Source organism: Desulforhabdus sp. TSK, assembly GCF_022836495.1.
GTDB lineage: Bacteria > Desulfobacterota > Syntrophobacteria > Syntrophobacterales > Syntrophobacteraceae > Desulforhabdus.
This window is the reverse complement of sequence record NZ_BQXM01000007.1, coordinates 42694-68684: the sequence shown is the minus strand read 5'-3', so window position 1 is coordinate 68684 and position 25991 is coordinate 42694. Positions and strand designations below refer to the sequence as shown.

General features: G+C 57.1%; 22 protein-coding genes. 9 read left to right on the top strand and 13 right to left on the bottom strand.

Going from position 1 to position 25991, the window contains the following annotated elements:
* Nucleotides 1–2: 2 nt before the first annotated feature.
* The gene (locus MWC30_RS06040) at nucleotides 3–380 is read right to left on the bottom strand and encodes a hypothetical protein (protein WP_244083258.1); all 378 of its coding nucleotides are present in this window, start codon (nucleotides 378–380) and stop codon (nucleotides 3–5) included.
* Between the two features lie 294 nt (nucleotides 381–674).
* On the opposite strand from MWC30_RS06040, the gene MWC30_RS06035 reads away from it, so the two are divergent.
* The 5 genes from MWC30_RS06035 to MWC30_RS06015 are packed head-to-tail and all read left to right on the top strand — an operon-like array spanning nucleotide 675 to nucleotide 5334.
* A complete protein-coding gene (locus tag MWC30_RS06035; RefSeq protein WP_244083257.1) occupies nucleotides 675–2117 on the top strand; it encodes an aldehyde dehydrogenase in 1443 nt (480 codons plus the stop codon).
* A gap of 36 nt (nucleotides 2118–2153) precedes the next feature.
* Nucleotides 2154–2810 (top strand): molybdopterin-guanine dinucleotide biosynthesis protein B, encoded by a 657-nt coding sequence (gene mobB, locus MWC30_RS06030; protein WP_244083256.1) that lies wholly within the window; start codon nucleotides 2154–2156, stop codon nucleotides 2808–2810.
* Nucleotides 2811–3377 (top strand): molybdenum cofactor guanylyltransferase, encoded by a 567-nt coding sequence (locus MWC30_RS06025; protein WP_244083255.1) that lies wholly within the window; start codon nucleotides 2811–2813, stop codon nucleotides 3375–3377.
* Complete coding sequence (locus tag MWC30_RS06020) at nucleotides 3377–4657, top strand: molybdopterin molybdotransferase MoeA (protein ID WP_244083254.1); 1281 nt, start codon at nucleotides 3377–3379, stop codon at nucleotides 4655–4657. Before MWC30_RS06025 ends, MWC30_RS06020 begins: the two co-directional genes overlap by 1 nt.
* A 35-nt stretch (nucleotides 4658–4692) precedes the next feature.
* On the top strand, nucleotides 4693–5334 hold the full coding sequence (locus MWC30_RS06015) for a CDP-alcohol phosphatidyltransferase family protein (protein WP_244083253.1): 642 nt from the start codon (nucleotides 4693–4695) through the stop codon (nucleotides 5332–5334).
* Nucleotides 5335–5548: 214 nt separating this feature from the next.
* Here MWC30_RS06015 and MWC30_RS06010 read toward each other — a convergent pair whose 3' ends face one another.
* Complete coding sequence (locus MWC30_RS06010; protein ID WP_244083252.1) at nucleotides 5549–6025, bottom strand: AbrB/MazE/SpoVT family DNA-binding domain-containing protein; 477 nt, start codon at nucleotides 6023–6025, stop codon at nucleotides 5549–5551.
* 458 nt (nucleotides 6026–6483) lie between these two features.
* Nucleotides 6484–7554: a hypothetical protein gene (locus MWC30_RS06005; RefSeq protein ID WP_244083251.1), complete on the bottom strand. Its 1071-nt coding sequence runs from the start codon at nucleotides 7552–7554 to the stop codon at nucleotides 6484–6486.
* A gap of 603 nt (nucleotides 7555–8157) precedes the next feature.
* On the opposite strand from MWC30_RS06005, the gene MWC30_RS06000 reads away from it, so the two are divergent.
* Nucleotides 8158–9444: an IMP cyclohydrolase gene (locus MWC30_RS06000; protein ID WP_244083250.1), complete on the top strand. Its 1287-nt coding sequence runs from the start codon at nucleotides 8158–8160 to the stop codon at nucleotides 9442–9444.
* Nucleotides 9445–9588: 144 nt separating this feature from the next.
* On the opposite strand, the gene MWC30_RS05995 is transcribed toward MWC30_RS06000, so the two are convergent.
* From MWC30_RS05995 to MWC30_RS05965, 7 genes are all read right to left on the bottom strand, one after another.
* Nucleotides 9589–10170, bottom strand: coding sequence for a UbiX family flavin prenyltransferase (locus MWC30_RS05995; RefSeq protein ID WP_244083249.1), 582 nt, complete (start codon nucleotides 10168–10170; stop codon nucleotides 9589–9591).
* 63 nt (nucleotides 10171–10233) lie between these two features.
* Nucleotides 10234–11091, bottom strand: coding sequence for a 2-amino-3,7-dideoxy-D-threo-hept-6-ulosonate synthase (locus MWC30_RS05990; protein ID WP_244083248.1), 858 nt, complete (start codon nucleotides 11089–11091; stop codon nucleotides 10234–10236).
* A 33-nt stretch (nucleotides 11092–11124) separates the two neighbouring features.
* Nucleotides 11125–12042, bottom strand: a complete 918-nt coding sequence (locus MWC30_RS05985; protein WP_244083247.1) for a menaquinone biosynthetic enzyme MqnA/MqnD family protein — start codon at nucleotides 12040–12042, stop codon at nucleotides 11125–11127.
* On the bottom strand, nucleotides 12027–13334 hold the full coding sequence (locus tag MWC30_RS05980) for an amidohydrolase family protein (protein ID WP_244083246.1): 1308 nt from the start codon (nucleotides 13332–13334) through the stop codon (nucleotides 12027–12029). The genes MWC30_RS05985 and MWC30_RS05980 overlap by 16 nt, the downstream gene beginning before the upstream one ends.
* Entirely contained in the window at nucleotides 13312–14379 is a 1068-nt protein-coding gene (gene mqnC, locus MWC30_RS05975) for a cyclic dehypoxanthinyl futalosine synthase (protein WP_244083245.1), read from the bottom strand. The genes MWC30_RS05980 and mqnC overlap by 23 nt, the downstream gene beginning before the upstream one ends.
* 162 nt (nucleotides 14380–14541) lie before the next feature.
* A complete protein-coding gene (gene mqnE, locus MWC30_RS05970; protein WP_244083244.1) occupies nucleotides 14542–15648 on the bottom strand; it encodes an aminofutalosine synthase MqnE in 1107 nt (368 codons plus the stop codon).
* 212 nt (nucleotides 15649–15860) lie between these two features.
* The gene (locus MWC30_RS05965; protein ID WP_244083325.1) at nucleotides 15861–16529 is read right to left on the bottom strand and encodes a TetR/AcrR family transcriptional regulator; all 669 of its coding nucleotides are present in this window, start codon (nucleotides 16527–16529) and stop codon (nucleotides 15861–15863) included.
* A 96-nt stretch (nucleotides 16530–16625) separates the two neighbouring features.
* Here MWC30_RS05965 and MWC30_RS05960 point away from each other — a divergent pair, with 96 nt between their 5' ends.
* The gene (locus MWC30_RS05960) at nucleotides 16626–17408 is read left to right on the top strand and encodes a RimK family alpha-L-glutamate ligase (protein ID WP_244083243.1); all 783 of its coding nucleotides are present in this window, start codon (nucleotides 16626–16628) and stop codon (nucleotides 17406–17408) included.
* 13 nt (nucleotides 17409–17421) lie between these two features.
* Here MWC30_RS05960 and recN read toward each other — a convergent pair whose 3' ends face one another.
* Nucleotides 17422–19125: a DNA repair protein RecN gene (recN, locus tag MWC30_RS05955; RefSeq protein WP_244083242.1), complete on the bottom strand. Its 1704-nt coding sequence runs from the start codon at nucleotides 19123–19125 to the stop codon at nucleotides 17422–17424.
* 608 nt (nucleotides 19126–19733) lie between these two features.
* Between recN and MWC30_RS05950 the strand changes: the two genes are divergently transcribed.
* Nucleotides 19734–22400: a 1-acyl-sn-glycerol-3-phosphate acyltransferase gene (locus MWC30_RS05950; RefSeq protein ID WP_244083241.1), complete on the top strand. Its 2667-nt coding sequence runs from the start codon at nucleotides 19734–19736 to the stop codon at nucleotides 22398–22400.
* Between the two features lie 110 nt (nucleotides 22401–22510).
* Nucleotides 22511–23587, top strand: coding sequence for a branched-chain amino acid aminotransferase (locus MWC30_RS05945; RefSeq protein ID WP_244083240.1), 1077 nt, complete (start codon nucleotides 22511–22513; stop codon nucleotides 23585–23587).
* Nucleotides 23588–23819: 232 nt separating this feature from the next.
* Here the strand turns inward: MWC30_RS05945 and MWC30_RS05940 are convergent, their stop codons facing one another.
* Complete coding sequence (locus MWC30_RS05940; protein WP_244083239.1) at nucleotides 23820–24323, bottom strand: hypothetical protein; 504 nt, start codon at nucleotides 24321–24323, stop codon at nucleotides 23820–23822.
* Nucleotides 24324–24343: 20 nt separating this feature from the next.
* A complete protein-coding gene (gene serA / locus MWC30_RS05935) occupies nucleotides 24344–25924 on the bottom strand; it encodes a phosphoglycerate dehydrogenase (RefSeq protein WP_244083238.1) in 1581 nt (526 codons plus the stop codon).
* Nucleotides 25925–25991: the final 67 nt, after the last annotated feature.

Below are 25991 nucleotides of genomic sequence, written 5' to 3'. Positions count from 1 at the left end.
TTTTAAGGCACCTCTTGAAGAGGGAAGCTAACATAGGCGGACCATCGGGTCAATGAACAACCAGAGAGGAGAAATGCATGAGCCATCACCATCACGAGCACGATCATGACCATCCCCATGAGCATGAACATGTCCATGAACATTCCCACAGCCACCCGCACACGCACGATGGCGCCCATGAGCACGAGCATGAGCACCATCATGAGCATTCTCACAGCCATGATCATCATGATCATGAGCATCAACCTCACGACCATGAGCACCACGATCATCACCATCATCCCCCGGGACACGAGCACGAAAAGGCGTCGCCCGTTCTTTCCGAGCAGGATAAGCTGGGCAAAATGGTTGCGCACTGGATCCAGCACAACGAAGAGCACGCCCGTTCCTATAGAGAATGGGCCTCGAGGGCACAGGAGATGGAATTGGCCGAGGTGCGAGGGCTCCTCGAAGAGGTTGCGGACGAAACGCATCGACAGAACGAAGGATTGGGAAAAATCCTATCGGCGCTGGGCAAGAAAACGTCATCAGATTGACAGCTTGAAGAGCGTGTGCCATAGTCCTGCTGCTGAAATTCCCCTGACAATGGTTTCGTACGTCTCGGAAGGGTAGTCGCCGGGGCTCATACGACGGTGCCTCCAGCAGGCTTGCTGTCGATTCGGGAGAGGGAGAGAGTGGAAAATCATCCGTTGGCTTCTCATATGAGCTGGGTGCACGGCCGAGAGCGTGAGGGAAGGGGTTGGTACGCCCTCATCGACCCTTCGACGGGAGAGGAGTTCGCTCGAGCTTCCATTGCAGATCAGCGGTTGGTGGAGGCGGCGTTGGCCAGTGCACACGATGCGCTGGGAGGGTGGCGGTCCATGCCGTCGCCCCAGCGCTCTTCCCTTCTGCACACCCTGGCGGAGAAGGTGCGTGAGGAACAAGATGCTCTCGCGGCCCTCCTCAGCCGTGAAGCGGGCAAACCCCTGCAGGCCGCTCTGGATGAAGTTCTGAGCTCCGCGTTTCTCGTCGACTATTTCGCCGAGGAAAATCTCCGTCTTTGTGGTCAGATTCCTCTGCTGGGCTATCCCCGCGAGCAGGTCCTCATTGTGCGGGAGCCTGTGGGTGTTGTTGTCGCCATCACGCCTTTCAACTATCCCCTCAGTACACTTGCCGCTAAAATGGCTCCAGCCCTGGCTGTCGGATGCACCGTCGTTGCAAAGCCCGACGAGCATACTCCCCTCAGCACGCTGAAACTGGCTCAGTTGGCCGTGGAGGCGGGAATGCCCCCCGGGGTCTTCAACGTAGTGACAGGTTCCGGAGCGGCAACAGGCCGGCTCCTTGTGGATCACCCCCTCCCCCGACTCATCACCTTTACGGGGAGCACCGAAGTCGGCAAGGAAATCCAGGCGGTGAGTGCCCGCTGGGTGCGCAAGGTCATTTTGGAGCTGGGAGGCCATTGTCCCGCCATCATATGCCGGGATGCTCCCTGGCGCGACCTCCTGCCTCAGATCGTTTCCCAGAGTCTCAAAAACTGTGGTCAGTATTGTTATCGCATCAGCCGGATTTACGTCGCACGTGAGATCTACGAAGATTTTCTCAGGGCTCTCGTAGAAAAGGTGGCAACCCTGCGGGTTGGGCCTCCGGGCGATCCGTTTGTGGACCTGGGGCCCCTCAATAATGCGGAAATCCTCACCAAAGTGGAGAGCCAGGTCCGGACTGCCCTTGAGGAGGGAGCTGTTTTGGCCTTCGGGGGCGGGGACTCTGCTTTACCCGCCAAAGGTTTCTATTTCTCGCCGACAGTTCTCACAAACGTTCGCGCGAACATGTCCATCATGCAGGAAGAAGTTTTTGGGCCGGTGGTGATGGTCACCCCCTTTGAAGAGATCTCCCAGGCTGTTGATGAGGCCAATGCCACCTCCTACGGTTTGGCGGCTTACCTTTTTTCCGCGGATCTGGCCGGAGCCCTGGAGTGGGCGGGGCGCCTGGAAGTCGGCAGTGTCTGGGTCAACCGGGTGCACCAGGCGTATCCGCAAGCACCTTTCGGGGGGATGAAAGAGAGCGGGCTGGGGCGGGAAAAGTCCCGTTTCGGAATGGAGGAATATACGGAATTGAAAACGGTATATCTTTCATATTGATTTTAGATAGTGTTTATCAAGAGGGAGAGACAGGACATGATTCCCATTTTATGCCTTGTGGGGGCTTCTGATTCGGGTAAAACCACTTTTCTGGAAAAGCTCATTCCCGAGCTGTCCCGGAGGGGGTATCGGATAGGTACCGTCAAGCACGATGCCCATGGGTTCGAAATGGATCGCGAGGGGAAGGATACCTGGAAACATCGGAAAGCCGGGGCTCACACCATCGCCATATCGTCCCCCACCCAGATCGCCTCCATTCGCACCCAGGACCGGGAAATGGAGCTGGAGGAGATCGCGGGGCGCTACTTCTGGCAGGAAGATATCTTGATTACCGAGGGTTACAAGCGCTCTCATTACCCCAAGATCGAAGTCTTCCGCAAAACCATTGAGCCGCAGCCCATCTGTGGCCCTTCGGACAATTGCCGTGCCCTCATCACCGACGACGAAGTCACGACGGACCTGCCCCGGTTTGGCTTTGCGGAAGTCGCCAAGGTTGCAGATTTCATCGAGAATCTCTTTCTCAAGGAACGCAGCAAACGCCGTGTTGTGGTGAACCTCGATGGCAAAAGGCTCCCCATGAAGGACTTCGTGGAAGATTTTGTGGCGGGAGGCGTCGTGGGAATGCTTTCTACCCTCCGAGGCTGGAAGATGCCCCAAAAGATCGATATTCACATCCGCATTCAGGAGGACTGAGTGCTCACGGGCGCCATACTGGCCGGAGGCAAGAGCTCCCGGTATGGGAAGAACAAAGCGCTGGAGACCTTCCGGGGGCAAAGATTCATCGATCGAGCGGTCGATTCACTGCGGCCTCACTGCTCGCCCGTTTTCGTCGTCGCCAGGGAGCTTCATCTCTACTTTGATGTTCAGGCCACCCTCCTGCAGGATGTTCTGGCAGAGCAGGGGCCTCTTGGAGGGATCTATACCGCATTGCTCTTCAGCCCTCACGACTGGGTCTTTGCGAGAGCTACGGACATGCCTTTTCTCGCCCCCGAGCTCCTGGCCCTGATGCGAGGGATGCAGGAAGGCTGCGACGTGGTCGTGCCCCTTTGGGACGGGTGGTATGAGCCCCTGGTTGCCCTCTACCATCGCCGGTGTTATCCCGTTATCGCCGATATGCTGGAAAGGGGGGAGCACCAGATTGTCGCCCTGTACAAAAAGATGAAGGTGCGGGAGGTCTCGGAAAAAATGTGGCGCACTGTCGATCCCGAGGGGATGAGCTTCAAGAATGTCAACAGGCCTGAAGATTTGGACATCCTTTGATGCAACTGCAAGAAGCAAAAGCGCTGGCCCTCCAGTTGGCCTCTCCCGGGAAATCCGAAGCCATTGCACTGAGGGATGCTCTGGGACGCGTACTGGCTGAATCGGTGGAATCCGACCGCTCCATTCCCGGTGAGGCGCGTTCGCGGTGGGACGGTTTTGCCCTGCGAAGCTCCGATACCCTCGATGCATCCCCCGCGAACCCCATTTCCCTGAAAATCCTGCCGGGAATGCTTGCCGCCGGGCATTCCACGGAAGAGGATGTGCTGCCGGGATACTGCCTCCGTATCTTCACCGGGGCACCCCTTCCCGCCGGTGCAGATGCAGTCGTGCGTCAGGAGGACGTTGTGGAGACGGGCAATCAATTGGTCTTGAAGCATCCCTGTGACGCCGGAAGTGGGGTGACAGCCCCCGGGGTGGAGATCCTGAAGGGTCAATGCCTGCTTCCCATGGGAGCCATCCTCACGCCTACCCGCTGCGCCCTCCTCGCCGGACTGGGGAAGGGGACGGTCCTGGTGTATCGTCGCCCGCGCGTGGCTCTCCTTGCTACGGGGGATGAAGTGCGGGAACTGGGGGAGCCCTCGGAGGGGCCTTTCACTTTCTGCAACAATCGCTATCTTCTGGAATGGCTGGTGATGTCCCATGGAGGAGTCCCCCTCGTCCTGGGGTGTGTCGAAGATCACCCCGGGCATATAGCCGGAAGGTTGCGCGACGTGGACGCCGATATGGTGATCACGACGGGAGGGATGGGGCGTGGACGGAGGGACTTTATCCTGGAGGTCTGGCAGGAACTGGGGGTTCACCTGCATTTTTCCCGGATCGCCCTTTCACCCGGAAAAAACAGTGCTCTGGGCTCCTCACAGAACCGTCTTTTCTGGGGTCTTCCCGGCAATCCCTGGGGCGCTCAGCTGGTGTTTCAGGAACTGGTGGCTCCGGTCCTCCTGAGAATGGGTGGGCATGTCGAGGGGAAAGCTCCGGGTCTTCGAGCCATTCTGCAGGCGCCCGTCAAAAGGAAACAGGAGGGAACCCTGGCAATCCGGGGAATGCTGAATCTGGAAACGCTTCCCCCTGCCTTTTTACCACAATCGAAAAAATCGGGACCTCTGTACGAGGAACTGCGGAACAGCTTTGCGTATATACTTTTAGAGGCCCATGTGCAGGAATTGGCCAAAGGGAGCGAGGTGCAGACGTACCTGCATGATCTTCCCTTATCGGCTCATCCTATTCTGGGCAGAAATGTCTCCGTAGCGTTATGCATCTCTCCTGCTCACCCTATCCCGTAAGTCCGTCCACTGCCTATCGATCGAAAGGTTTCTATATGCTGAAAGGGACACCCATTGAAACGGGCTATTACAGATTTCTGGAGCGCTATCTTGTTCCTGCTCTGATCCTGATGAAGCTCACCCCCAACCACATTTCCATGGCGGGTTTGGTCGCTAGCATCATGGCCGGCGCGGCCTTTGTTGTTTCTCCGGTCTGGGGAGGCCTCCTGACACTTCTGACGGGGCTCCTGGATACCCTGGACGGTTCGCTTGCGAGGTCTTTGGGGCAGACGAGAAAATTTGGCGCCTTCCTGGATTCGGTCCTAGATCGTTATACCGAGTTGATCATTTATATCGGGATCTGGTGCTATTTCTATCGGCAGGGCGAAACCACCCCGTTCTTTTCCCTCACCATCCTGCTCATTCTCTTCGGTTCCCTGATGGTCAGCTATACCCGCGCACGGGCGGAAGGCCTCGGTGTCCGTTGCCTGGTGGGATTCTTTCAAAGAGGCGAGCGTATTATTTTGATTGGACTTTCAGGGATTTTCAATTCGGTCTTCAATGGACTTTTTCATCCTGCCGCCAGCCACTGGAGCAGGGACATCGTCCTCAGTATTGCGCTTCTTCTCCTGGCCGTCGGCACAAATCTCACCGCCTTGTGGCGCTTCCTCCATGTTCTCAACAGCCTTCGCCGCTGAGCTTCTCTCGACTCCAGGCAGGAAGGGACGGATTTGTGTCGGACACAGCAGCAGGAATTTTGCCTGCGAATGTGTTGCGCAAAACAGGCCCACGGGGGTCCCGTGACGCATGCCCGGGCTCAAGATATGGTCTGAAAAGGGGAGAGAAACAGATACTCATTGCGATCTGAACACTGATTTCTCAGTCGATTCCGCGTATTCCAGTCTTCCAGGACTAGGCGGGATTGGCTGTCTTCTTCAGGACCACACGATCATCCTCCCGGTAGATTTCAAAGGAATCCCCCACGCCAAATCCCAACTGCTCGATCAAAAGCGCCTTGTTCAAGGTGATGCTGCCGCTCTGACCGATGGTGCGGAAATTCTCTGTTTTGATGACAGTAGAAGGGGCCGGCTTTGCGGCAGGCTTTTCGCGTCGCCTCACCACGACGGGACGGTCGGGAACAGTCGCCGCGGGTGCGGGTCTATCCGGGACGGCTGCTACCGGCGGCTTGTATTTAACGGGTGCCGGCTTATGAAATTCGACCTGGGGAATTTCTCCCAATTCCATGAGTCCCTGCAGATAAAGGTCCTGCACTTCACTCTTGAATTTTATTCCGAAGAGCTTTTGAACCGATTCCAGGGACCGGCCATTGCGTATCTCGTTGACAACGAGCTTGGCATCGATGTTCTTATACTCCACTTGCATTGCCATGAAACTTTCTCCTTTGGGCATTTCCTGTCGAACAGAATACTAAGATTTTTTTTGGAATTTAAGACTGTTATGTGTGACCTCGTCTCCTGCCGCCGTCTCCGCCGGCATATCACGAAAGTGTGCACGACCTCGCCAATTCTGACATAGCGGGTATGCAAGGAGAGTAGGCAAACCCCGAGTACTACTTTCGCGACTCTTCTTTCCTGAAACGGGGATGGGAAAAAAGAAACTGACTGCCTAAGTCCGAATTTGAAATCACCTTCAAGGGAGTGAATCTAAACTCGTTGGAGATATTTTTAGGCTTGGTGAAATGCCTTAAATCACGATCTTAATTAAAGAATGATCTCAATCTTGTCAAGAGAGGAATCAGCCTAAAACAGAATTCTCTTTTTATGAATTACTGCGCCGGCTGCATCAACTTGTGCGGGCTCGCATTGGCACGCTGTGGAGCATCCGGATCACAAGCGATTCTTCATGATTTTCGACAGACTCCCCGTGAGCTGAATGACCTTTTCGGCCAGGGGTTCGGGGAGACTTCCGCAGCCGCAACTGGGAGTGAAGAGTGACTGCGAGAGTATCTTCTGTAAAGGCAGGCCCGGGGCGACAAGGGGCTGAATCTCCCTCAGCCAGCGCTCGGAAAGGCTCTCGGCTGTTTCCTGCAGAATCGCTTCAGGCTCCGAGGTGGGAACCATCCCCCAGGCCACAATGCCTCCCCCCTCCATGAATTTAAGAAAATCATTCCGGTAGAGCGCGAATTTGTCAAAATAATTGTAAGCGTCTAAATTTATAATGTTCACGTGGGATTGGAACATTAGGAGCCAGTCTGTGTTGGCGCACACATGAATCCCCACCAGAGCCCCGGCCTCATGAATGGCGTCCACGATCTCTTTGAGGAGCTGCTGGATGAGCTCCCGCGAAACGCTGATGAAAGCGGAAGAGCCGAATCCTGCCAGGGCCGGTTCGTCCAGAAAAACGATGATCGGAAGTCCCAGAGATTTCAGCTGCTGAATCTGCCACCTGGCCTTCATGGCCAAATGTTTAGGGACGGCATCCTGCAGGCGTTCATCATAGAGAGCAGGCCGATCCCGCGGATCTTTCAGAGAAGTCAGCAGGGTGAAAGGTCCCACCACCTGCCCCTTGACCGCCCGTGGTGCCGGTGTTTTGCTCCTGAGGGCTCCCAGGAACTGGAAAAAAGTCTTTCCCGTTTCCTCTCCGAATTTGAAACGGGAATCATCCAGGTTCTTGCTCCCACCTTCCACTTCCATATATTCTTCGTAGAAGGCGTATAGCTCGTCATCGAATGCCGGTGCATCTGTATTCACGTAGATGCTGTCGTTACGAATCGAAAGGCCTGGCAACCCTTCAATGTACTGGACAAGCATCTGCTCGGGTTGAAAGTTTGGAAGTTGCGGCCATACGGGAATCTCGGGAACTCCATCGAGAATCAGTTCAATGACTTTGGATCGGTCCTTGTGGGGCATACTTCCCACCAAGGTTGCAGAAGCGTTCGATAGCCAGCCTTGCTTCACTCTTGAGCTCCTCGATATATGCTTTCTGAGAATACCTTGAGGGCATCGCCTGCCGGCGCAGGATCCATTGAGGGAGGCTCGCATCACTCGGAGCTCCCCGCTTGTCGCCCCTCTATTGAAATTCTATGTAACGAATTGATTATACATGTTAAAGAAGCAGCTCTGCTTCTCTCGACTGCGACTGAATCTTTGACTGGGTCCCCCTATTAACATAGCCGGGGGATGAGGTCAATTGCTCAGTAGCGACAGGGCAATCGCACGAAACCGATGTTGACATGAGGCAAAAGGCAATCCATCGGCCCGGACAATGGGAGTGATGCATTTCATGCCCATGCTTCCACTGTAGTGTTGATGAGTGGCAACCTGGCTTTTGTAGGAGCGGCTTCCAGCCGCGACAAAAATAAGTCGCGGCTGGAAGCCGCTCCTACAAAGAAAACGAGTCGTCCAGATCTCAGGTCTGCGGAGGTGCCAGGATTTGATGCGATTGCCCTGCTCAGTAGCGATGGACGGCGCATAGAAATTTTGATTTGATTTCCTGCGGGATACTGCCCTACAAGAAACATGGAAATGAAGCAGGCTTTTTTCATTGACGGAGGAGACCCTATGGCTGACGATCTCAAGAAAATGTACCGTACGGTTATGGAAGACCATTTCCCGGACTCTCTCAGCATCCGTTTCGGGGATCAGGAACTGAAGTACAGGAAGCGCACCTGGAAATTCCCCGATGCCAAAGGGGAGCTCATAGAAAAGGGACTGCGCTATGGGGAGAACCCGGGGCAGGAAGCCGCTTTGTACGAATTGATCGGCGGAAATCTCAGCCTGGGGGGATGCAGGTTCATCGATCCGGGCAACGGACTCGTGAGCGCAATCCGCGAGGAAGACATGCTCCAGGAAGGCAAACACCCCGGTAAAACGAATCTGACAGACCTGGATAATGGACTGAATATTCTAAAGTATCTCATGGGGAAGCCCGCAGCGGTCATCCTGAAGCATAACAATCCCTGCGGAGCTGCCTACGGCAGCACGCTGTCGGACGCTTACTTCCGAGCCAACCGAGCCGACCGTATTGCAGCCTTCGGCGGCTGCCTGGTACTCAACAGGCCCATGGACAAGGAAACGGCGGCCCTGGTTTCTCAAAATTACCTCGAGGTGGTTGCTGCGCCGGACTACGAAGAAGGTGCGCTGGATTTTTTGAAACAGCGGGCCAATCTTCGCATCATCCAGATCAGCAAAATTCATCAATTGACGGATTTTGTCTCACGCCGTTTCGTGGACTTCAAGTCCCTCATGGATGGCGGATTGATTGTGCAGCAGTCCCCCCTCAATAAGGTGCTGAAAGCCGGGGATCTCAAGCGGGCAGAGGTTGTCCACGAGGGAAAAACCTATCGAATTCAACGCGAGCCCACTCCGCGTGAAATGGAGGATCTCCTGTTCGGATGGTTTGTGGAGCAGGGGGTGACATCCAATTCAGTGCTTTATGTGAAAGACGGCTGCACCGTGGGAATCGGCACCGGGGAGCAGGACCGTGTGGGAGTGGCGGAAATAGCCGTTTACAAGGCGTATCAGAAGTTTGCCGATGCCCTCTGTCATGACCGCTACCAGATGTCCTACAAAGAGCTGGAACTGGCGATTGAAAAGGGAGGGCGTCCCCTGGATCAAAAACAGGAGATCGATGAGGAAACCAGGGCAGCCAACGGCGGGCTGACGGGGGCGGCCATGGTTTCGGATGCCTTCTTTCCCTTCCGGGACGGCATCGATGTGGGCATCCGGCAGGGAATTTCCGCCGTCGTGCAGCCGGGTGGCTCCATGCGGGATTGGGAAGTCATCGAAGCCTGCAACGAATCCGACGTGACCATGATGTTGACCGGGCAGAGGGCCTTCAAGCACTAAGGCAACTCCAAAGAAATAACCTACCAAAGGGTGGTTTGCTTTGTAGGAGCGGCTTCCAGCCGCGACCAAGCGCATGGCGGCTTCTCCGATGTCGCGGCTGGAAGCCGCTCCTACAGTTCTGGTACTCTATTATTTGTGAGCTGCCTAAGGCATCTGTACGGTTTCCGGGCTCCAGGGTGGAACGAGATCCTGGGGGATGTGGAACTGCTCCAGGATGCGAGCGACGACGAAATGAACCAGCTCGTCGATGGTCTTGGGGCGGTGGTAAAAGCCGGGCATGGGCGGTAGAATGATCCCGCCGCTCTCGACAATGCGAAGCATGTTGGTCAGGTGTATGCGGCTGAGAGGGGTCTCGCGGGGCACGATGACCATGCGACGCCCTTCTTTCAGACACACATCGGCTGCGCGATGAATCAGGTTCTGCGAAATGCCGTTGGCGATGCCCGCCACTGTCCCCATGGTGCAGGGAACGATGACCATGCCTTCCGTGGGGTAAGAGCCGCTGGCAATGGGAGCGGTGAAATCTTTTTCGTCGTAGATGCGGATACCCGGGGGAAGGTCTTCTTCCAGCGGTGTTCCGATTTCAATGCCATAGACCAGTTTCCCTGCGCTTGAAGCCACCAGGTGGATCTGCAGGTCTTCGGTGGGGAGAGCGCGAAGAAGGGCCCGGGCGTAGGGGGCGCCGCTCGCTCCGGTAATGGCTACCACCAGGTTCTTTCGTTTCAACGCGTCGTTCCTCTCCAGGCCAGTGCTCTGTCAGTTATGTTTCGCGGGGTAGGGGGTGTTGTCTTACCCGGCAGAAGTTCTTTGACGTACTGCCAGGTTCGAATTTGCAGACAGGCCTTCGCAGGGATCGCGGGAAAACTCCTCCCACGCCCGGGCGGCACTGAAGCCGCGATGGACGATACGGTGAACGGCCCTGAGGAGCGCCTCCGGCTGGTCATGCTGAAAGACATTCCGCCCGATGGCCACACCCCGGGCTCCCGCCTCCAGGGTCTTCTCCAGGTGTTGGAGAAATGGGAATGTTTCCCGCGCCTTGCTTCCGCCTGCCACCACAATGGGAACGGGCAGGCTCTCGGTGATTTCCCTCAGTATACTGCCCTCCGAAGGTGCCGGGATCTTGATGATGTCGGCACCCAGTTCAGCCGCAACCCTTGCCGCATGGGCAATGGCCGTGTCGGGGGCCGGTGAAGGGATCTTCTCTCCCCGTACATAAACCATTACCAGAAGAGGAAGCTGCCAAGCGGCGCAGGCCTCTCCCACCCTGCCCAGGTCGCGGAGCATATCGGGCTCCCGCGTGCCCCCGAGATTGACATGGACGGACACTCCGTCTGCGCCCCGCCGCAAGGCTTCCTCCACCGTTCCCACCAGGACCTTCCAGTGAGGATCCTCCCCCAGTTGTGTGCTGCCCGAAAGGTGCATGAAGATTCCGGGGAGTGGAGGTGAAACGGAGTCCAGAAAGCCCATCATGCCCTTATGCAGGACCACTCCGTCTACACGCCCCTGGACCCCCATGCGGATTACGCGGTCCATCTGCTGCAGTCCCTGCATGGGGCCGCAGGTCACCCCGTGGTCCAGGGGAAAGAGGACGACCCGGCCATCGCGAGATGTAAAAAAACGTTTCAAACGAAGAGTCTTTCCAGTCATGATTTTCGTTTTCCTGCCAAAGGTCTCGTTATCTCACCACTCCGCCCTCAGTTCAGTCGGCCGGACGGCAGGCTCCTCCCGTACCGGAGAGACTGTCGGCGAATAAAGATGGAGCTCCGGAACCGCATCCACTTCTCCCACCCGGTGCAGGCAGCTGTAGAAGAGCTCAAGGGACCTTTGCTCCTCTCCCTGGAGATCGTAGCCGAGATGATCGTAATAGTCGTGAAGCTTGCGGATTCCGAGAATGCCCTCGCCCGCAGCCTGATTGCAGATCTCATCCAGGTGCGCAAGTCCCCACTCCTTGGCGGAAAGGAGGCCGCGGACGGCGGGGTCCAGGCGACCGTTCCATCTTTCGACAGCCTTCCTTTGAATCACCCAGAGGGCGAAAACGAAGGGCAGCCCGGTCCAGTCGAACCAGGCTTTTCCCAGGTCCCAGTGGTAAGGGTAGAGGGGATGCTGCCTCAATTGCAGCGCTTCATTGCCGATGGCCAGAAAGGCTGCCGGGTGGTCGCCTCCCTCGATGGCCTGACTGCAGGCTGCAGGTTTGAAATGGACCTGCTTCTCGAGGTAAAGAGCAAAAAGAGCTTTCAGGAGGGCGACGGAGGTGTGGGACTGGGTGCTCACCCAGATCGTCTCCCCGTCCAGGCTGTCGATGGGTTGCCGGCTCAGGAGGAGCACGCTTTGAACCTCGCCCTCATGCTTGCTTCGGGAACTGATGGAGAGATGGGGGAGGATGAAGTACCGTTCGGGATGACGGGCATATTCGATGGAGGAGACGGGACTGAGGTCCAGTTCCCCCTGAGCCATGAGCTCATTCAAATGGGATGGAATCCCGGAAACGATCTCGAAAGAATGAGGGACCTTTCCCGTTTCCAGGGGGTAATAAACGGGCAGGACATTGAGATAGCCGATCCTTCCCAACCGCAGCGCTTCCCTCAACTGTGAGTCCATTGCCATGCTCCTTTTCTGCCTTCATCGATGATGGTCTCGGCGAGCTTCAACGGGGAAGAGTCTTCAGGGAGTGTCACCGCGAGAAGCGCCGCATGTTTTCCGGCTTCAATGGTTCCGAAGATCGTGTCGTGGTGGAGCGCCTTAGCCCCTCCCCACGTCATCATTTTCAGTACGTCATGGGGGGAGAGGTCGGGATATGCATCCAGGACGAAAGCGGCCTCGGCGAAAAGATTCAAATCCGTGTTGCTGGCCAGACTGTCCGTACCCAGGGCCGCCACCAGCCCCATGCGGAGAGCCGTGGAAATATCGGCCTGCCCCGCGTTCAAATAATGGTTGCTCCTGGGGCAGAAACAGACGGAACAGTGTTCTTGAGCCAGGATTTCCCAGTCGGGTGCCGTCATGTGCACCAGGTGCACCAGCAGGGTCCCGGCATCCAGGGCTCCCAGTTGATGCAGGTACTGAACCGGGGTGGTGCCGGGGGGCTGCCACCCGGGGACCCAGCGCCCCAGGGATTCCAGGAGGCTCCGGCAATACCCGCTGCCCGTGCGCAGGAATTCCATTTCTTCAGGGTGCTCGGCTGCATGGATGCTGAAAGGCCGTGCATGAAGGCGGGACCAGCCCTTAGCCTGGCGGATCAGCTCCCCTGACGTCGAATAGCAGGCGTGCGCCGCAAGACTCAGGCAGGGGTTGTCTTCAGCCGCCCATAAAAAGGCCGGAATCAACCGCGGGTCTCGACACGACGCAACATCGGTCAACTCCTGCCGATCGAACCCCAGGATTTCCAGGAACAGGCGGCCGTGCGGGAGCTTTAGGCTCGGGTCTTTCATGGATCCGGCCGGATTCGTGGGGGAATCCATTTCAAAAACAGGACTGTTGGCGATGTCTCCGTAAAGCCCTGTCCCGCCGGCCAGTAGCTCCTCTTCCCCTGCGCGGACGTCTGCGTCCAAGGGAGTCGATGGTGCGGAGGCGCGCTGGGAAAAAAGCTCCTGCAGCCAGGCGCCGAAGCTCTTCTGAGGCAGGGGGATGCGGTTCCGAAGCCCCGAGAGCTCCAGGTGCGTGTGTGCATTCACGAGAGCGGGAATGAGGGCGGCATGGCCGTGATCCCGAAGCTCCGTGCCGTGGGGGGCCGGACCCTTCAGCTCACCATAGCCCCCAACCGCCAGGATCGTATCCCCCTGCACCAGGACCGCGCCATTGGCAATGGGCGGGGTGCCCACGGGGACTACCCAGGCCGCCCGGTGCAGCGTGACATCTGTGCCTGTCGTGTTTTCAGGAGCGTACGACGCGCTCATAAGCCATGGTCCTCTGGCGGGGCTCGAATCCCGCAGCCTCGATGATGCGCCGGATTTCTTCGATGGAGAGGCGGAAAGAGACTCCCGCTGCCGCCACCACGTTCTCTTCGATCATGGTGGAGCCGAAATCGTTGGCTCCGAAATGGAGCGCAAGCTGCGCCACTTTGGGGCCCATGGTGACCCAGGAGGCCTGGATGTTGTCGAAGTTGTCGAGAACGAGGCGGGACACGGCGAGGAGGCGGAGGTAGGCCACGGGCGCTTCCGCCGAAGCCCTCTGGATGGCGGTGTTCCCCGGCTGAAAGGCCCAGGGAATGAACGCCGTAAAGCCCCCCGTGCGATCCTGAAGATCCCGCAGGGCGAAGAGATGCTCCAGTCGCTGGCGTGGCGTCTCTTCATGCCCGAACATCATGGTGGCCGTGGTGCGGAGCCCCTGTCGATGTGCTTCCTCCATCACGTCCAGCCATTCTACGGAGCTGCACTTGTTGGGGCTTACCCTCCGGCGCACTTCGTCCACCAGAATTTCAGCCCCGCCTCCGGGGATGGAATCGAGACCCGCGGCTCGAAGCCGTTGGATGACTGTTGAAACCCCCACCCCTTCCAGCCTGCTGAAATAGACGATCTCGGGCGGAGAGAACGCATGGATGTGAATGGGATAATGGGTCTTGATGAAGCGCAGCATCTCTTCATAAAACGCCAGGGGAAGGTCCGGGTGATGGCCCCCCTGCATGAGAATCTGCGTGCCTCCAAGGCTGAGGGTTTCTTCTATTTTTTGGCCCAGCTCCTCCCGGGAAAGCACATACCCTTCCGGGTGGCCCGGCGGGCGGAAGAAGGCGCAAAAGCGGCAGCCGCAGGCGCAAATATTGGAATAGTTGATATTCCGGTCCACCACGTAGGTGACTTCAGGCTCCGGATGCTTTTCCAAGCGCTTTTCATGGGCCAGATGCCCCAGCACATGGAAATCGGCTTCCTGGTACAGCCCCCAGGCTTTGTCCACCTGGAGACGCTGCCGGGAAGGGGTTTTTGCAAGGGTGTTGGCGAGTGTCATGACGATCTTTCTGCAGGCAGCAAGACAGCCCCCGGGTTATACTGCGAACGGTTATAATCTTGACTTTCGTAGGAGCGGCTTCCAGCCGCGATTCTATTGGGAGTCGGGCATTTTTATCGCGGCTGGAAGCCGCTCCTACAGGATTGTCAATAATTTAGGATGTTATCCGTTTGCAATATGTACTCTTTCAAAAAAGCAGTTGCGCTCCACCGGCTGGAAGCCTCCTTCGCGGATGATCCGCTCCAACCCCGCACGTGTGAGGGCCTGTTCGGATTCGGCTCCGGCCATATGCCCGATCTTTTCCTCCACGATGGTCCCGTCGAAATCGTCGGCGCCGAAATAGAGGGCCACCTGGGCCAGCTTCACCGTGAGCATGACCCAGTAGGCTTTGAGGTGCGGAATATTGTCGAGCATGAGTCGGCTGACCGCCATGTTTTTGAGATCTTCCACACCCGTGGAGCCTGCGACACCCTGGACCTGGTTGTTGGACTTCTGAAAGGGAAGAGGGATGAAGCAGACAAACCCTCCGGTTTCGTCCTGCAGCTCGCGCAGGGCCATGAGATGCTCCAGGCGCTCGCCCACGGTTTCAACGTGCCCGTAGAGCATGGTGGCATTGGTCTTGATTCCCATCCGGTGAGCTTCCCGCATGATGTTCAACCAGCTTTCGCCGCTCAGCTTTTCAGGGCAGAGCAGGCTTCGGATGCGCGGGCTGAAGATTTCGGCGCCTCCCCCCGGCATCATGTCCAGGCCTGCGGCCTTCAGGCGGAGCAGGACCTCCTGTGTGGAGATCCCTTCGTTTCGTGCAAAATGAGCGATTTCCACAGCCGTGAAGGCTTTCAGGTAAGCTTGGGGTCGAAACTCCTTGACCTTGCCGAGGATCCCTTCAAAATAGGAAAAAGGCAGATCGGGATGGCAGCCCCCCACAATATGCACTTCCGTGAGGGGAAGGTGCTCACGCTCCTTGAGCTTTTGCACGACGTCGGCTTCGGAAAGCTGGAAGGCCCCTTCCTCGTCCTTTTTGCGGTGGAAGGCGCAGAACCGGCATCCATTGACGCAGATGTTGGAATAGTTGATATGCTGGTTGATGACATAATAGGCGGTATCCCCGTGGAGGCGGGTGCGGACCTGGTGTGCCAGGGATCCCACCGCGACGACATCGGGGCAGGCGAAAAGGCGCTCGCCGTCTTCCCGGTCCAGGCGCCGGCCTTCCAGCACCTTCTGGCAGATCGCCCCCAGACCCAGCCTTTCATAACTTTTGGAATCCAACATCTTGATCGTGTGCTCCTTGGTGGTAAGCAATCAGCGGCCGGGCATCCGGCGCCGGCGAGGACAGAAGTGAAGAAGACGGCATCTATACGCATTAAGGATTGAAAACTTCATTTTTGTAGGAGCGGCATCCTGCCGCGGCGCTAAGTCAGTCGCGGCAGGATGCCGCTCCTACAAAAAACACGGAAACATCAAAGTGAAAGTCTTGCACCTCATCAAGTATAAAAGGATGGGCGCTGGCCGTGTGCTCCCATGCCTTGCTGGAGGATTTCAATGAGCGCCAGCACTTTTGCTTCCAGTACTTCCTCGGGGGCCTGGTAGAGCCCCGCCCCCGCATCGAGGAACGAGACGCAGTGGGCTTGGAGGAAACGGTCCATGAGGGCATCCAGGAAGAAGACGGCCAGGTCGACGTTCAGCTCCGGTCGAAGCTCCCCGCGGGCCACTCCCCTTTCCACAAGGGGTTTGAGGTATTCCGCTGAAAAGAGATGCACCTGCTGGAGAAATTCCGTCCGCAGGGGGAAATCTTCCTGGAAAATCATTTTGAGGTAGATGCGGTAAATTTTGGGATGCTTCCGGATGAAGCGAACGCCCGCCATGACGCTCTCTTCGATGCGCTCGAAAAAATCCGCTTCCGCCGTCTCCTGCTTCACCTGGCGGAGGGACTGCCGCACCAGTTCGACAGCATGGTTGAAGATGAAATTGAAAAGTCCTTCTTTGGTGCCAAAGTATTGAAAGATGGATCCCTTGGCAATGCCGAGCTTCTGCACGATGCGGTTCACGCTGGCCTGCTTGAATCCGTGGTCGGCAAATTCATCCACGGCCGTGTCCAGAATGCGCTGCTGTTTTTCATCTTCCAGTTTAATGAATGTGCTGCGAGGAGCCATCTCCACCCATATCTCCTGTAATGAAATGACCACGTGGTCATTATAGGAAAGCGAAGCAGAAAGTCAACAGACGAAAGGCGGGAGGATCTTGAAGTCATGGAAAGGAAAAAACTTCGAGTGTCTTTGGGGAAAAGGCTCCGGTCCTGCGCGTCCTTTGATTGTCCGGGGGTCCTGCCCAACTGGGAAGACTATCCCGAGCGGGTGCAGGAGGTTCTGAGGGAGGCGGGGGAGGTTTTCTACCCCAGCCTTTTGTATGACGATCTGTTTCGTTCCCTGGGCAAGAAGATCTTTCCCCGCAACTACTATCATTTCCTGGGCAACAAGATCCGTCAGACGGATTTGTTCCAACTCCTGGAAATTTCCCACCCCCGCACACGTATCTACTCTGGCCGTCATCGAGCAGCCCGGATTCTGGCGGATTTTTCCTTTCCCTTCGTGGGCAAGACCCCTGTGGGGTCATCCCAGGGAGCGGGTGTCTATCTCATCGAGGACGCACAGGGGCTGGACCTCTATCTCGAAGGACACCGCCCGGCCTATATCCAGGAGTTTCTTCCCATCGATCGTGACCTGCGGGTGGTCCTGGTGGGAGGCCGGGTGATCCATGCCTATTGGCGGGTGCACCCTCCGGGGGAGTTTCGGAACAATGTTTCGCTGGGGGGGCGCATTTCCTTCGAGGAAATTCCCGCAGACGCCCTGGAGTTCGCCCAGGACGTGGCCGCCCGCTGCGGCTTCGACGATGTGGGGCTGGATGTGTGCCATGCACAGGGACGGTACTACGTCCTCGAGGCGAACATGGTCTTCGGCTTCGAGGGATTTCGTGCGGCGGGCCTGGATTTTTACGAACTGCTGGCGCGGTTGGACGACGAGGGGTTTCTATGAAACCTTGCTGGCCTCACATGTTTTCCAATGCTTGCTGGCGCAGCTCCAGGGCGTGGGCCCGGGTTTTTTCAGAAATGGAAATCCCCCCCAACATGCGGGCCAATTCCTCGATGCGGTCTTCGGGTGAGAGAAGGTCGATGTGGGTGGCCGTTTCTTCGCCCTGCGTCTCTTTCATCACCTTGTAATGGTGCTCGCCGTAGCAGGCGATTTGCGGGAGATGGGTGATGCAGACCACCTGGTGCTTGGTGGCCAGCCGTTTGAGCTGAAGCCCCACCAGCTCGGCCGTACGGCCGCCGATCCCCGTGTCCACCTCGTCGAAAATGAGGGTTTCCGCTTCTCCCCTCCGGCTGAGGAGGCTTTTGAGTGCCAGCAGGATGCGCGAGAGCTCCCCGCCGGAAGCAACGCGGGCGAGGGGCTTCAAATCCTCCCCGGGGTTGGCGGAAAGGAGAAATTCCACACGGTCGATACCCGTGGGCGTAAAGGGATGCTCATGGGGTTTTGCGCCCGTGTCATCGCTCTCCTCGCCGGAGAATCCCACGGCAAAACGGGCTTTGGGCATGTCCAGGGCCGCCAGCGTCTTTTCCACTTCTTCGGCGAGGACCCGGGCCGCCTCATGCCGCCGGCCCGAAAGCTCCACGGCCTGTGCCAGGTAGCTCCCCTGCAGTGCTTCCATCTCCTTCACCAGTTGATCCTCCCTGAAGTCCGCATCCTCTTCCTGGGACAGGGAACGCTTCAGCTCGTCCCGGCGCTCCAGCATGGCTTCCAGGGTCCCGCCGTATTTCTTGCCGAGCTTCTGCAGAAGGGCGAGGCGCTCCTCCACGGTGGACAGGCGCTGGGGATCGAAAGAGATGCCGTGAGCGTACTGCTGCAGGGAGTGGGAGAGCTCTTCGAGGTGAATGCGCACCTGCTCCAGGTGGTTCATGAGGGGCGCCTGGCCGGGGTCGATGGCCTTAAGAGTCAGAATGCTTTTCTCCACCCCTGCCAGTTGCTCCAGGATTGAGCCGCGTCCCGAATAAATGGCCTGGTGAGCACTCTGTGCCGCCTCACGGATGGTGGCGGCGTGCTTCAGGAGATTCCTTTCCTGCTCCAGGGATTGGTCTTCCCCCGGCTGGAGGTTGGCAGATTCCAGCTCCTGGAGCTGAAAGCGCATCCAATCCATTTGGGACGCCTGGTCCTGCTTGGCTTTCCGGAGCCGATTGAGATCGTCCCGGGTTTTGGACCATCGGGCGTATAGCTCTCCAACGGCGACACAGGGCTCCTCCAGGTTGCCGAAGGCATCCAGGAGCCCCAGGTGGACCTCGGCATCCATGAGCAGCTGGTGCTCGTGCTGCCCGGAGACGGAGATCAACCCCCTGGCCAGCTGCTGCAGTTGCTGGAGTGTGACCATCTGGTTGTTCACAAAAACCCGGTTGCGGCCGCTGCGGCTGATGGCACGGCGGATCAGGACTTCATGGGAAGCCTCCATACCCCATTCCTGGAGTCTGTGGTGGATTGCTGCGTCGGGTGAGAGCTGAAACAGGGCCTCCACCGTGGCTTCGTTGGTCCCCGTGCGGATCATTTCCTGGGAAGCACGGCCTCCCAGGATGAGGTTGACGGCTCCCACCAGGATGGATTTTCCGGCTCCTGTCTCTCCTGAAAGGATATTCAGACCCGGTTGAAAGGAAACATCCAGGTGTCGGATGATGGCAAAATTGTTTACGACCAGCTCACTCAGCACGTCGACTCTCCTGCAGATGACTTTGTGTTGAACGGAGGATACGGAAAGGCCCGCCGTTCACATCCCTTTCCCTTGAGCAAGTTCCCGAAATGGCAGGTTTCCTTTTCATCCTGATAGCATTGTTTCAACAAAAAATGAACCCCGGGGATTCCTTCCCCCCCCTTTGCCCCATTTCGGATGGAGCAAGTAGGGTGCGTTTCACGCACCGGCTGATATTCGTGCGTAAAACGCACCCTACAGAATGCAGATTCCTGTCCTTAACGAGTATACAACCGCTTGGCCTTGGTTCAGAGCGAGAGGAACACACCATGATGATTTCTCTTTTTCAAGATCGGTGCTGCTCCATGGAAAATAAAAAGTTTGTTTTCGGTCGGAATTTTTTGATAAGTTAAGAACCTTTGATCCATCGCCATTGACCTGCTCAGAAGTTAGAGGCTGTCTAAAAAATGAGTCAATCACTCTGAGCATGCACCTTGTTTCGTCATTCCGGCGGTCTTTAAGCCGGAATCCAGGTTTTTCGCTGGGGTGGATTCCGGCTAAGAGACTGCCGGAATGACGAGGAAACGAATTTTTAGACAGCCTCTTAGACGAGGAAGGTAAAGAAAGCCATGAAACAGTGGTGGCAAAAAATCAGGAAACACCTGAGCTTGACCGTCGATGAAGATCGGTATGGGTATAGTATCCGGCAAAAGCCCCGCGTCCTGGCCCAGGGGTGGTTTGAGCATCTCGTCTCCAGGGTTTCCATGCCCGAGGACCAGCAGCGCCAGCTGGAAGAACTGGCCGGCCGTGGAACGGTTGTCTACGCGATGAAATATCGTTCCCAGTTCGATTTTGTCTCTGCAGGGCTCCGCCTGCACCAGTTGGGGCTGAATCCCCCCTCCTTTCTTTTCGACGTCCACCCTTATCTCTGGCAACCCCGCTGGTATACAGTAAAAATTCTTGTCTATCATTTCTGGCACCTGATCCGGAGAGGCTGCCTCCCGAATCCCTATGAAGAGGGGCACTACCGGGATAAAGTCAACGAAGGCCATTCGGGCCTGTTTTTCCTGGTGGGGAAAAGGGGCTATTACAAACGGACGGTGCTCGTGGGAAACGATCCCCTGGAGCACTTGTTCGATATTCAGCGGGAGAGCGGGCGCCCTGTTTTCGTGGTCCCTTTGATGCTCCTGTACACGCGATCTCCGGGGCGCGAGCGTCGTGGCCTCCTGGAGATCTTTCATGGCCGGAGGGATAATCCCGGGCCTTTGCGCAAGATCATTTCTTTCCTGCGTGGTTATTCCAACGCGGTGCTCGAGGTTGGGGAAGCGCTGAACCTCCAGGAGATTCTTCCGGAGCTTTCTGAAGATCTTTCCGAGCGTCGGAAGCAGATTTACCAGGTGCGGCGGAACGTCATTGATTCCCTGGATGAAATGCGCCGGGCCATCGTCGGTCCCACCATGAAGAGCAACCTCGAGCTGAAGGAAATCATACTGCATCACCCCCGCCTGGATGCCTTCATGCAACGGCGCGCCCGTTCCAGCAATCGAGAGGTCTGGAAGGTGCGCATGGAAGCGGACGGCTATCTCAATGAAATCGCCGCCAGTTACAATTATCCCCTGGTGGAGCTTGGCGCGAATGTCCTCACGTGGGTCTGGAACAATCTCTTCGACGGCATCGATCTGGATGTGGACAGCCTGCAGAAGGTCAAGCGCGCGGCACGGCACAAGACCCTCGTGTATATCCCCTGCCACAAGAGCCACATCGATTACCTCATCCTTTCATATATCCTCTTCAAGAACAACCTCTTCGCACCCTTTGTGGCGGCGGGCAAGAACCTGGCTTTCTGGCCCCTCGGTCCGATTTTCAGAAACTGCGGGGCGTTCTTCATTCGCCGCAGCTTCAAGGGACTGAGGTTTTACGCGGAGGTCTTTTCTCTCTATGTAAAAACCATGGTGCAGCTCGGTCACAATATGGAATTCTTCATCGAAGGTGGGAGAAGCCGCACGGGGAAAATGATCCTGCCCAAGATGGGCCTCCTGGCGATTCTTATCCAGGCGGTGGAGGAAGGGTTCTGCGAGGACCTCGTCTTTGTGCCCACCTCCATCTGTTACGACCGCATTCCCGAGGAAGAATCCTACATGAAGGAGATCACCGGAGGGGCCAAGGTCCAGGAAAACATCGGCCAGCTGATGCGGGCAAGGCGCTTCCTGAAGAAGCGCTATGGGCGGGTGTATGTCCAGTTTGCCGAGCCCCTCTCGCTCCAGCGGCACCTGGAACGGTATCGGGCGGGGACCAAGGCCATGCGGCCCAAAGAGCGCCACGCCATGTACAGGGATTTCGCCTATCGCATCATCAACAGCATCAACAAGGCGTCCCTGGTGACTCCCCACGCCCTGGCCGCTTCAGCCCTGCTGGCCTCCTCCCGACACGGCGTGTCCATGGCCGAAGTGCAGGAAACCGCGCAAATTTTTTACGACTATCTCAGCCACTGCGGGGTGCGGTTTTCCAAGACACTCCGCAGTTATGACAAGTGCCTGGAAGAGACGCTCTGGGACCTTGAGCGCAACAAGCTCGTGGGCAAGCTGAAGGATGAGGACGACGACCTGGAGGAAGAAGTCTTCACCATGGAAGACAGCAAGCGTTTGACCCTGGAATATTACAAAAACAATATCATCCATTTCCTCCTTCCCGCAGCCTACATTTCCACTTCCATCCTGGCCCAGGAAAGCTTCCGCTTCAGTATGGCTCAGACCTTGGAAGACTATGATTTCATGAATAATTTCTTCAAATTTGAATTCGTTTACGACAACGAGGTCCGCAGTGAAAAGCTGGTGGAAGAGGTGCTCTCCGCCTTCGAAGCGAAGGGCTGGGTCCACCGCGTGGGGGATGCAGACCAGCCCTTTTTGCTGACGCATGCGGGGCTCCGCACGGCCCACTGCTTTCATGGGTTGCTGAGAAACTATTTCGAGGGCTACTGGCTTGTGCTCCGGGCCTTCCGGTATCTTCAGAAGAATCCCTACACGGAGAAGGACTTCATTAAGAAGGTCCTGAGCCTCGGTCAGAAGGCTCTCAAGCTGGAACTGGTGGAGCGCCCCGAATCCATTTCGAAGATCCTCTTCAACAATGCCCTGAAATTTTACGTGGAAAAGGGCGTTATCGAAAAGCGCATGGAAGAGGAAGACGGCGACGCGAAAGGAGGCGAGATGTATTCCGACACGGGCAACCGGCTGCTGGTGCAGCATTACAGCAAACAGATCAGTCGATTCCTGAGATCGCCACATTTTGCCTTGCAGTAACGGGAGGAGAAGTCTAGAGTTTTTTTACCAAAGAATGTTCATTCAAGCATTCATATGTTGAGGAGTCTGTCCATCCTCTTAGGGAAAGTCAGGGAAAGGGAGGTGCTTAGATGAAAATTAGGATTCAACCCGTGGAGCCTGCCAAACGGCGTCCTAAACCGGCTGATGAGAGCAAGCTCGTCTTTGGCAAGACATTCAGCGATCATATGTTCATGATGGATTACAAAGGCGAGAAGGGTTGGCAGGATCCCCGTGTCGTTCCCCACCAGGTCCTTCAGATGGACCCTGCGGCCATGGTCCTGCATTATGGCCAGGGGATTTTCGAGGGAATGAAAGCTTATCGCTGTTCGGATGGGAGACTCCACCTGTTTCGTCCCGAGAAGAACTTCGAAAGGTACAATCGATCCGCCGCCAAGCTGTGCATGCCCCAAATCGAGGTGCCCTTTCAGTTCGAGGCCCTCTATGAACTGCTGAAGCTCGATAAAGACTGGATCCCTCACAGCATGGGATCTTCCCTTTACATCCGCCCCACGATGATCGCCAGCGAGCCTCACCTGGGGGTCCGCCCGGCCAATGAATACCTGCATTTCATCATCACGGGCCCCGTTGCCGCCTACTATCCCGAGGGCTTCAATCCCGTCTCCATCTATGTCTCGGACCAGTTCGTCCGTACCGTGCGGGGTGGCCTCGGGGAAGCCAAAACCATGGCCAACTACGCTTCCAGCCTCTATGCGGCGGAATACGCCAAGAAGAAGGGATTCACCCAGGTGCTCTGGCTGGACGCGGTGGAGCTGCGGTTTGTGGAAGAAGTGGGCACCATGAACATCTTTTTCCGCATCAAGGATGAACTGGTGACTCCTCCCCTGGGCGGCTCCATACTCGCCGGCATCACGAGAGATTCCGTCATTCAACTGGCGGAGCACTGGGGAATCACTGTGCACCAGCGTCCCATTGAAATCGGGGAAGTCATCGATGCCGTCCGGTCCGGGGACATGAAAGAAATTTTTGGAACGGGAACGGCTGCGGTCGTTTCCCCTGTCGGTTCCATCTCCTACAAGGACCAGTCTTTCAAAATCCAGAACGGCGCGGCCGGAGAATGGTCTCAGAAGCTGTACGACGAGATCGTGGGCATTCAGTACGGTGAGAAAGAGGACCCCTTCGGCTGGGTGCATGAACTGAAGGTCTAAGCCTCACTGGGTCGGACAAGGGGGTACTTGAAGAATTAAAATCGCATGGTTACTCTTTAGGCGAGGTTGACAGTATGTCGCCTTCTCCTAACCCCTCCTGGCCCCGTTCGGCCTCCCCCCTCCGGCTGAATGGGGCTTTCTTATGCAGCTCTTGACTCACGCAGAGACGCGGAGAAAAGCGAGTGGCAACAGGGTCCGCGCCCTCTGCGGCTCCGCGTGAAAATGAAGTTTTTCAGCCTGATGTATCAACGCCCTTCGACCCTTTGATTTTTTCCTCTTTCCTGAACTGCAGGTAGTTGTTCAGGGCCGTCTCCCACTGGACCATGAATTCCTTGTAGAAGTCCTCCGTGTAGCCGTGTACGAAGGCTTCACCCACCTCGCTCAAGGCTGTGTACATGTACGTGACCTCGGCGTCCGTGGTTTCCTCTCCGGTGGCTTGCAGTGCAAGAGAGATCTTTGCCACCGTCATGCCCGGGGTGACCTTGATCATTTTCATGTGGAAATGCTTCATGTCCCGTTCGGTGATCACCCAGTAAGATTCGGGCTCCTCCTCTCCCGTCAGAAAGATGCAGTCTTCCTCGGCCATGCCCGAATGAGAGACGACAAGGAGAGGATTCCAGCCCTCCACCCATTCAAGTTCCCGCACCGGACAGAGGAGGGGAAAGATGTCCTCCGGGCGTGCTTTCAGTTTTTGAACATACGTTCGTTCGACGCGTACCGGTTCGATCACATCCATGGCTCTCGACCTCCTCGTCCTTACAGTTTGACCTGCTGCACGGAAATGATGTTCGGATGGCTTCGAAGCTCATCCAGGGCTGCCGGTGGGGCTTCCTCGTCGATGCGGATGATGGCGATGGCTGATTCCCGGTCCGGAGTGCGGCTCAGGTGCATGTTGGCGATATTGACCTGGTGCCGGCCCAGTGTTGTCCCGATGAAGCCGATGGTGCCGGGTTTGTCCCTGTTCTGAATGAGAAGGTTGATCCCCTCCAGTTCAGCTTCCAAGCGATAATTGTTGAGGTGGACCAGGCGGATTTCATCCCCGGAGAACACCGTTCCCGCCATGGACCATTCCCCTTGTTTGCCTTTGGCCTTGACGGTGATCTTGCCCGTGTAGCCGCGTGATTCCGAGGTGGTGGAGGCGACGAGGTCGATCTGACGTTCCTTGAGCAGCAGGGGTGCGTTCACCAGGTTGACCTTTTCGGCCAGGATGGGGTCCAGCAGTCCCTTGATGACGGTTTGCGTCAGAGGCTCCAGTCCGACTTCCTGGAGCTCCGATCCGCTGTATTCGATCTCCAACCGCTGGATGGGGGATGCGATCTGGCCCTGGAGGCGCCCGAGCTTTTCGGCGAGCACCAGGTAGGGGCGGATTTTTTCATAATCTTTCGGGCTGATGGATGGGAAATTCACCGCGTTCCGGATGATGCCCGCCTGAAGGTAATCCAGGATCTGGGAAGCGATGGCGCGTGCCACATTGGCCTGCGCCTGAAAGCTGGAAGCCCCCAGGTGGGGTGTGGAGATGAAGTTGGGCAGGTGCAGCAGGGGATTGCCCGTGGGCGGCTCCTGGTTGAAGACGTCCAGTGCCGCTCCCGCCACGCGGCCGCTTTCCAGTGCGTCGTAGAGGGCCTCTTCGTCCACGAGATCCCCGCGCGCACAATTGAGGATGCGGACGCCGGGCTTCGTCTTGGCGAGGGTCTGGCGGTTGATGATGCGTCGCGTTTCAGGAGTCGAAGGTGTGTGCAGGGTGATGAAATCCGAGCGGGCGAGCAGCTCTTCGAGAGAGACGGCTTCCACCCCCAGGATGGCGGCCGCTTCGGGAAGAATGTGGGGATCGTAGCCCAGCACGTCCATCTTGAGGCCGATGGCGCGATCGGCCACAAGGGACCCGATTCTTCCCAGCCCGATGATGCCCAGGGTCTGGTGGTAGAGCTCCGTTCCCATGAAGCGTTTCTTCTCCCAGCGCCCCTCGCGCATGGACTGGCAGGCCTGGGGCACATGGCGGGCAAGAGAGAACATGAGGGCCAGAGTATGCTCCGCGGCAGCCATGGCATTGGCTCCCGGCGTGTTCATCACCAGGATCCCGCGCTCGATGGCGGCCTTCACATCGATGTTGTCCACTCCCGTACCGGCCCGGCCGATGACCTTCAGGCGTGCTGCAGCTTCTAACAGGTCGGCCGTCACCTTGGTGCGGCTCCGAACCACCATGGCATCGTATTCGTGGAGCCGCGCCTTGATTTCCTCCGCGCTCAACCCCTCGGGGGCATCCACCTGGATCCCCTCGGCTCCCCGCAGCAGGGACAGGCCGCTCTCGTGCATTCCGTCGCAAATGAGAATTTTCATGGGATATTCTTAGCCTCCTCCAAGAAGAAGTCGTCTTGGTTTCGAATGGACGGGGATGGGACGCTGA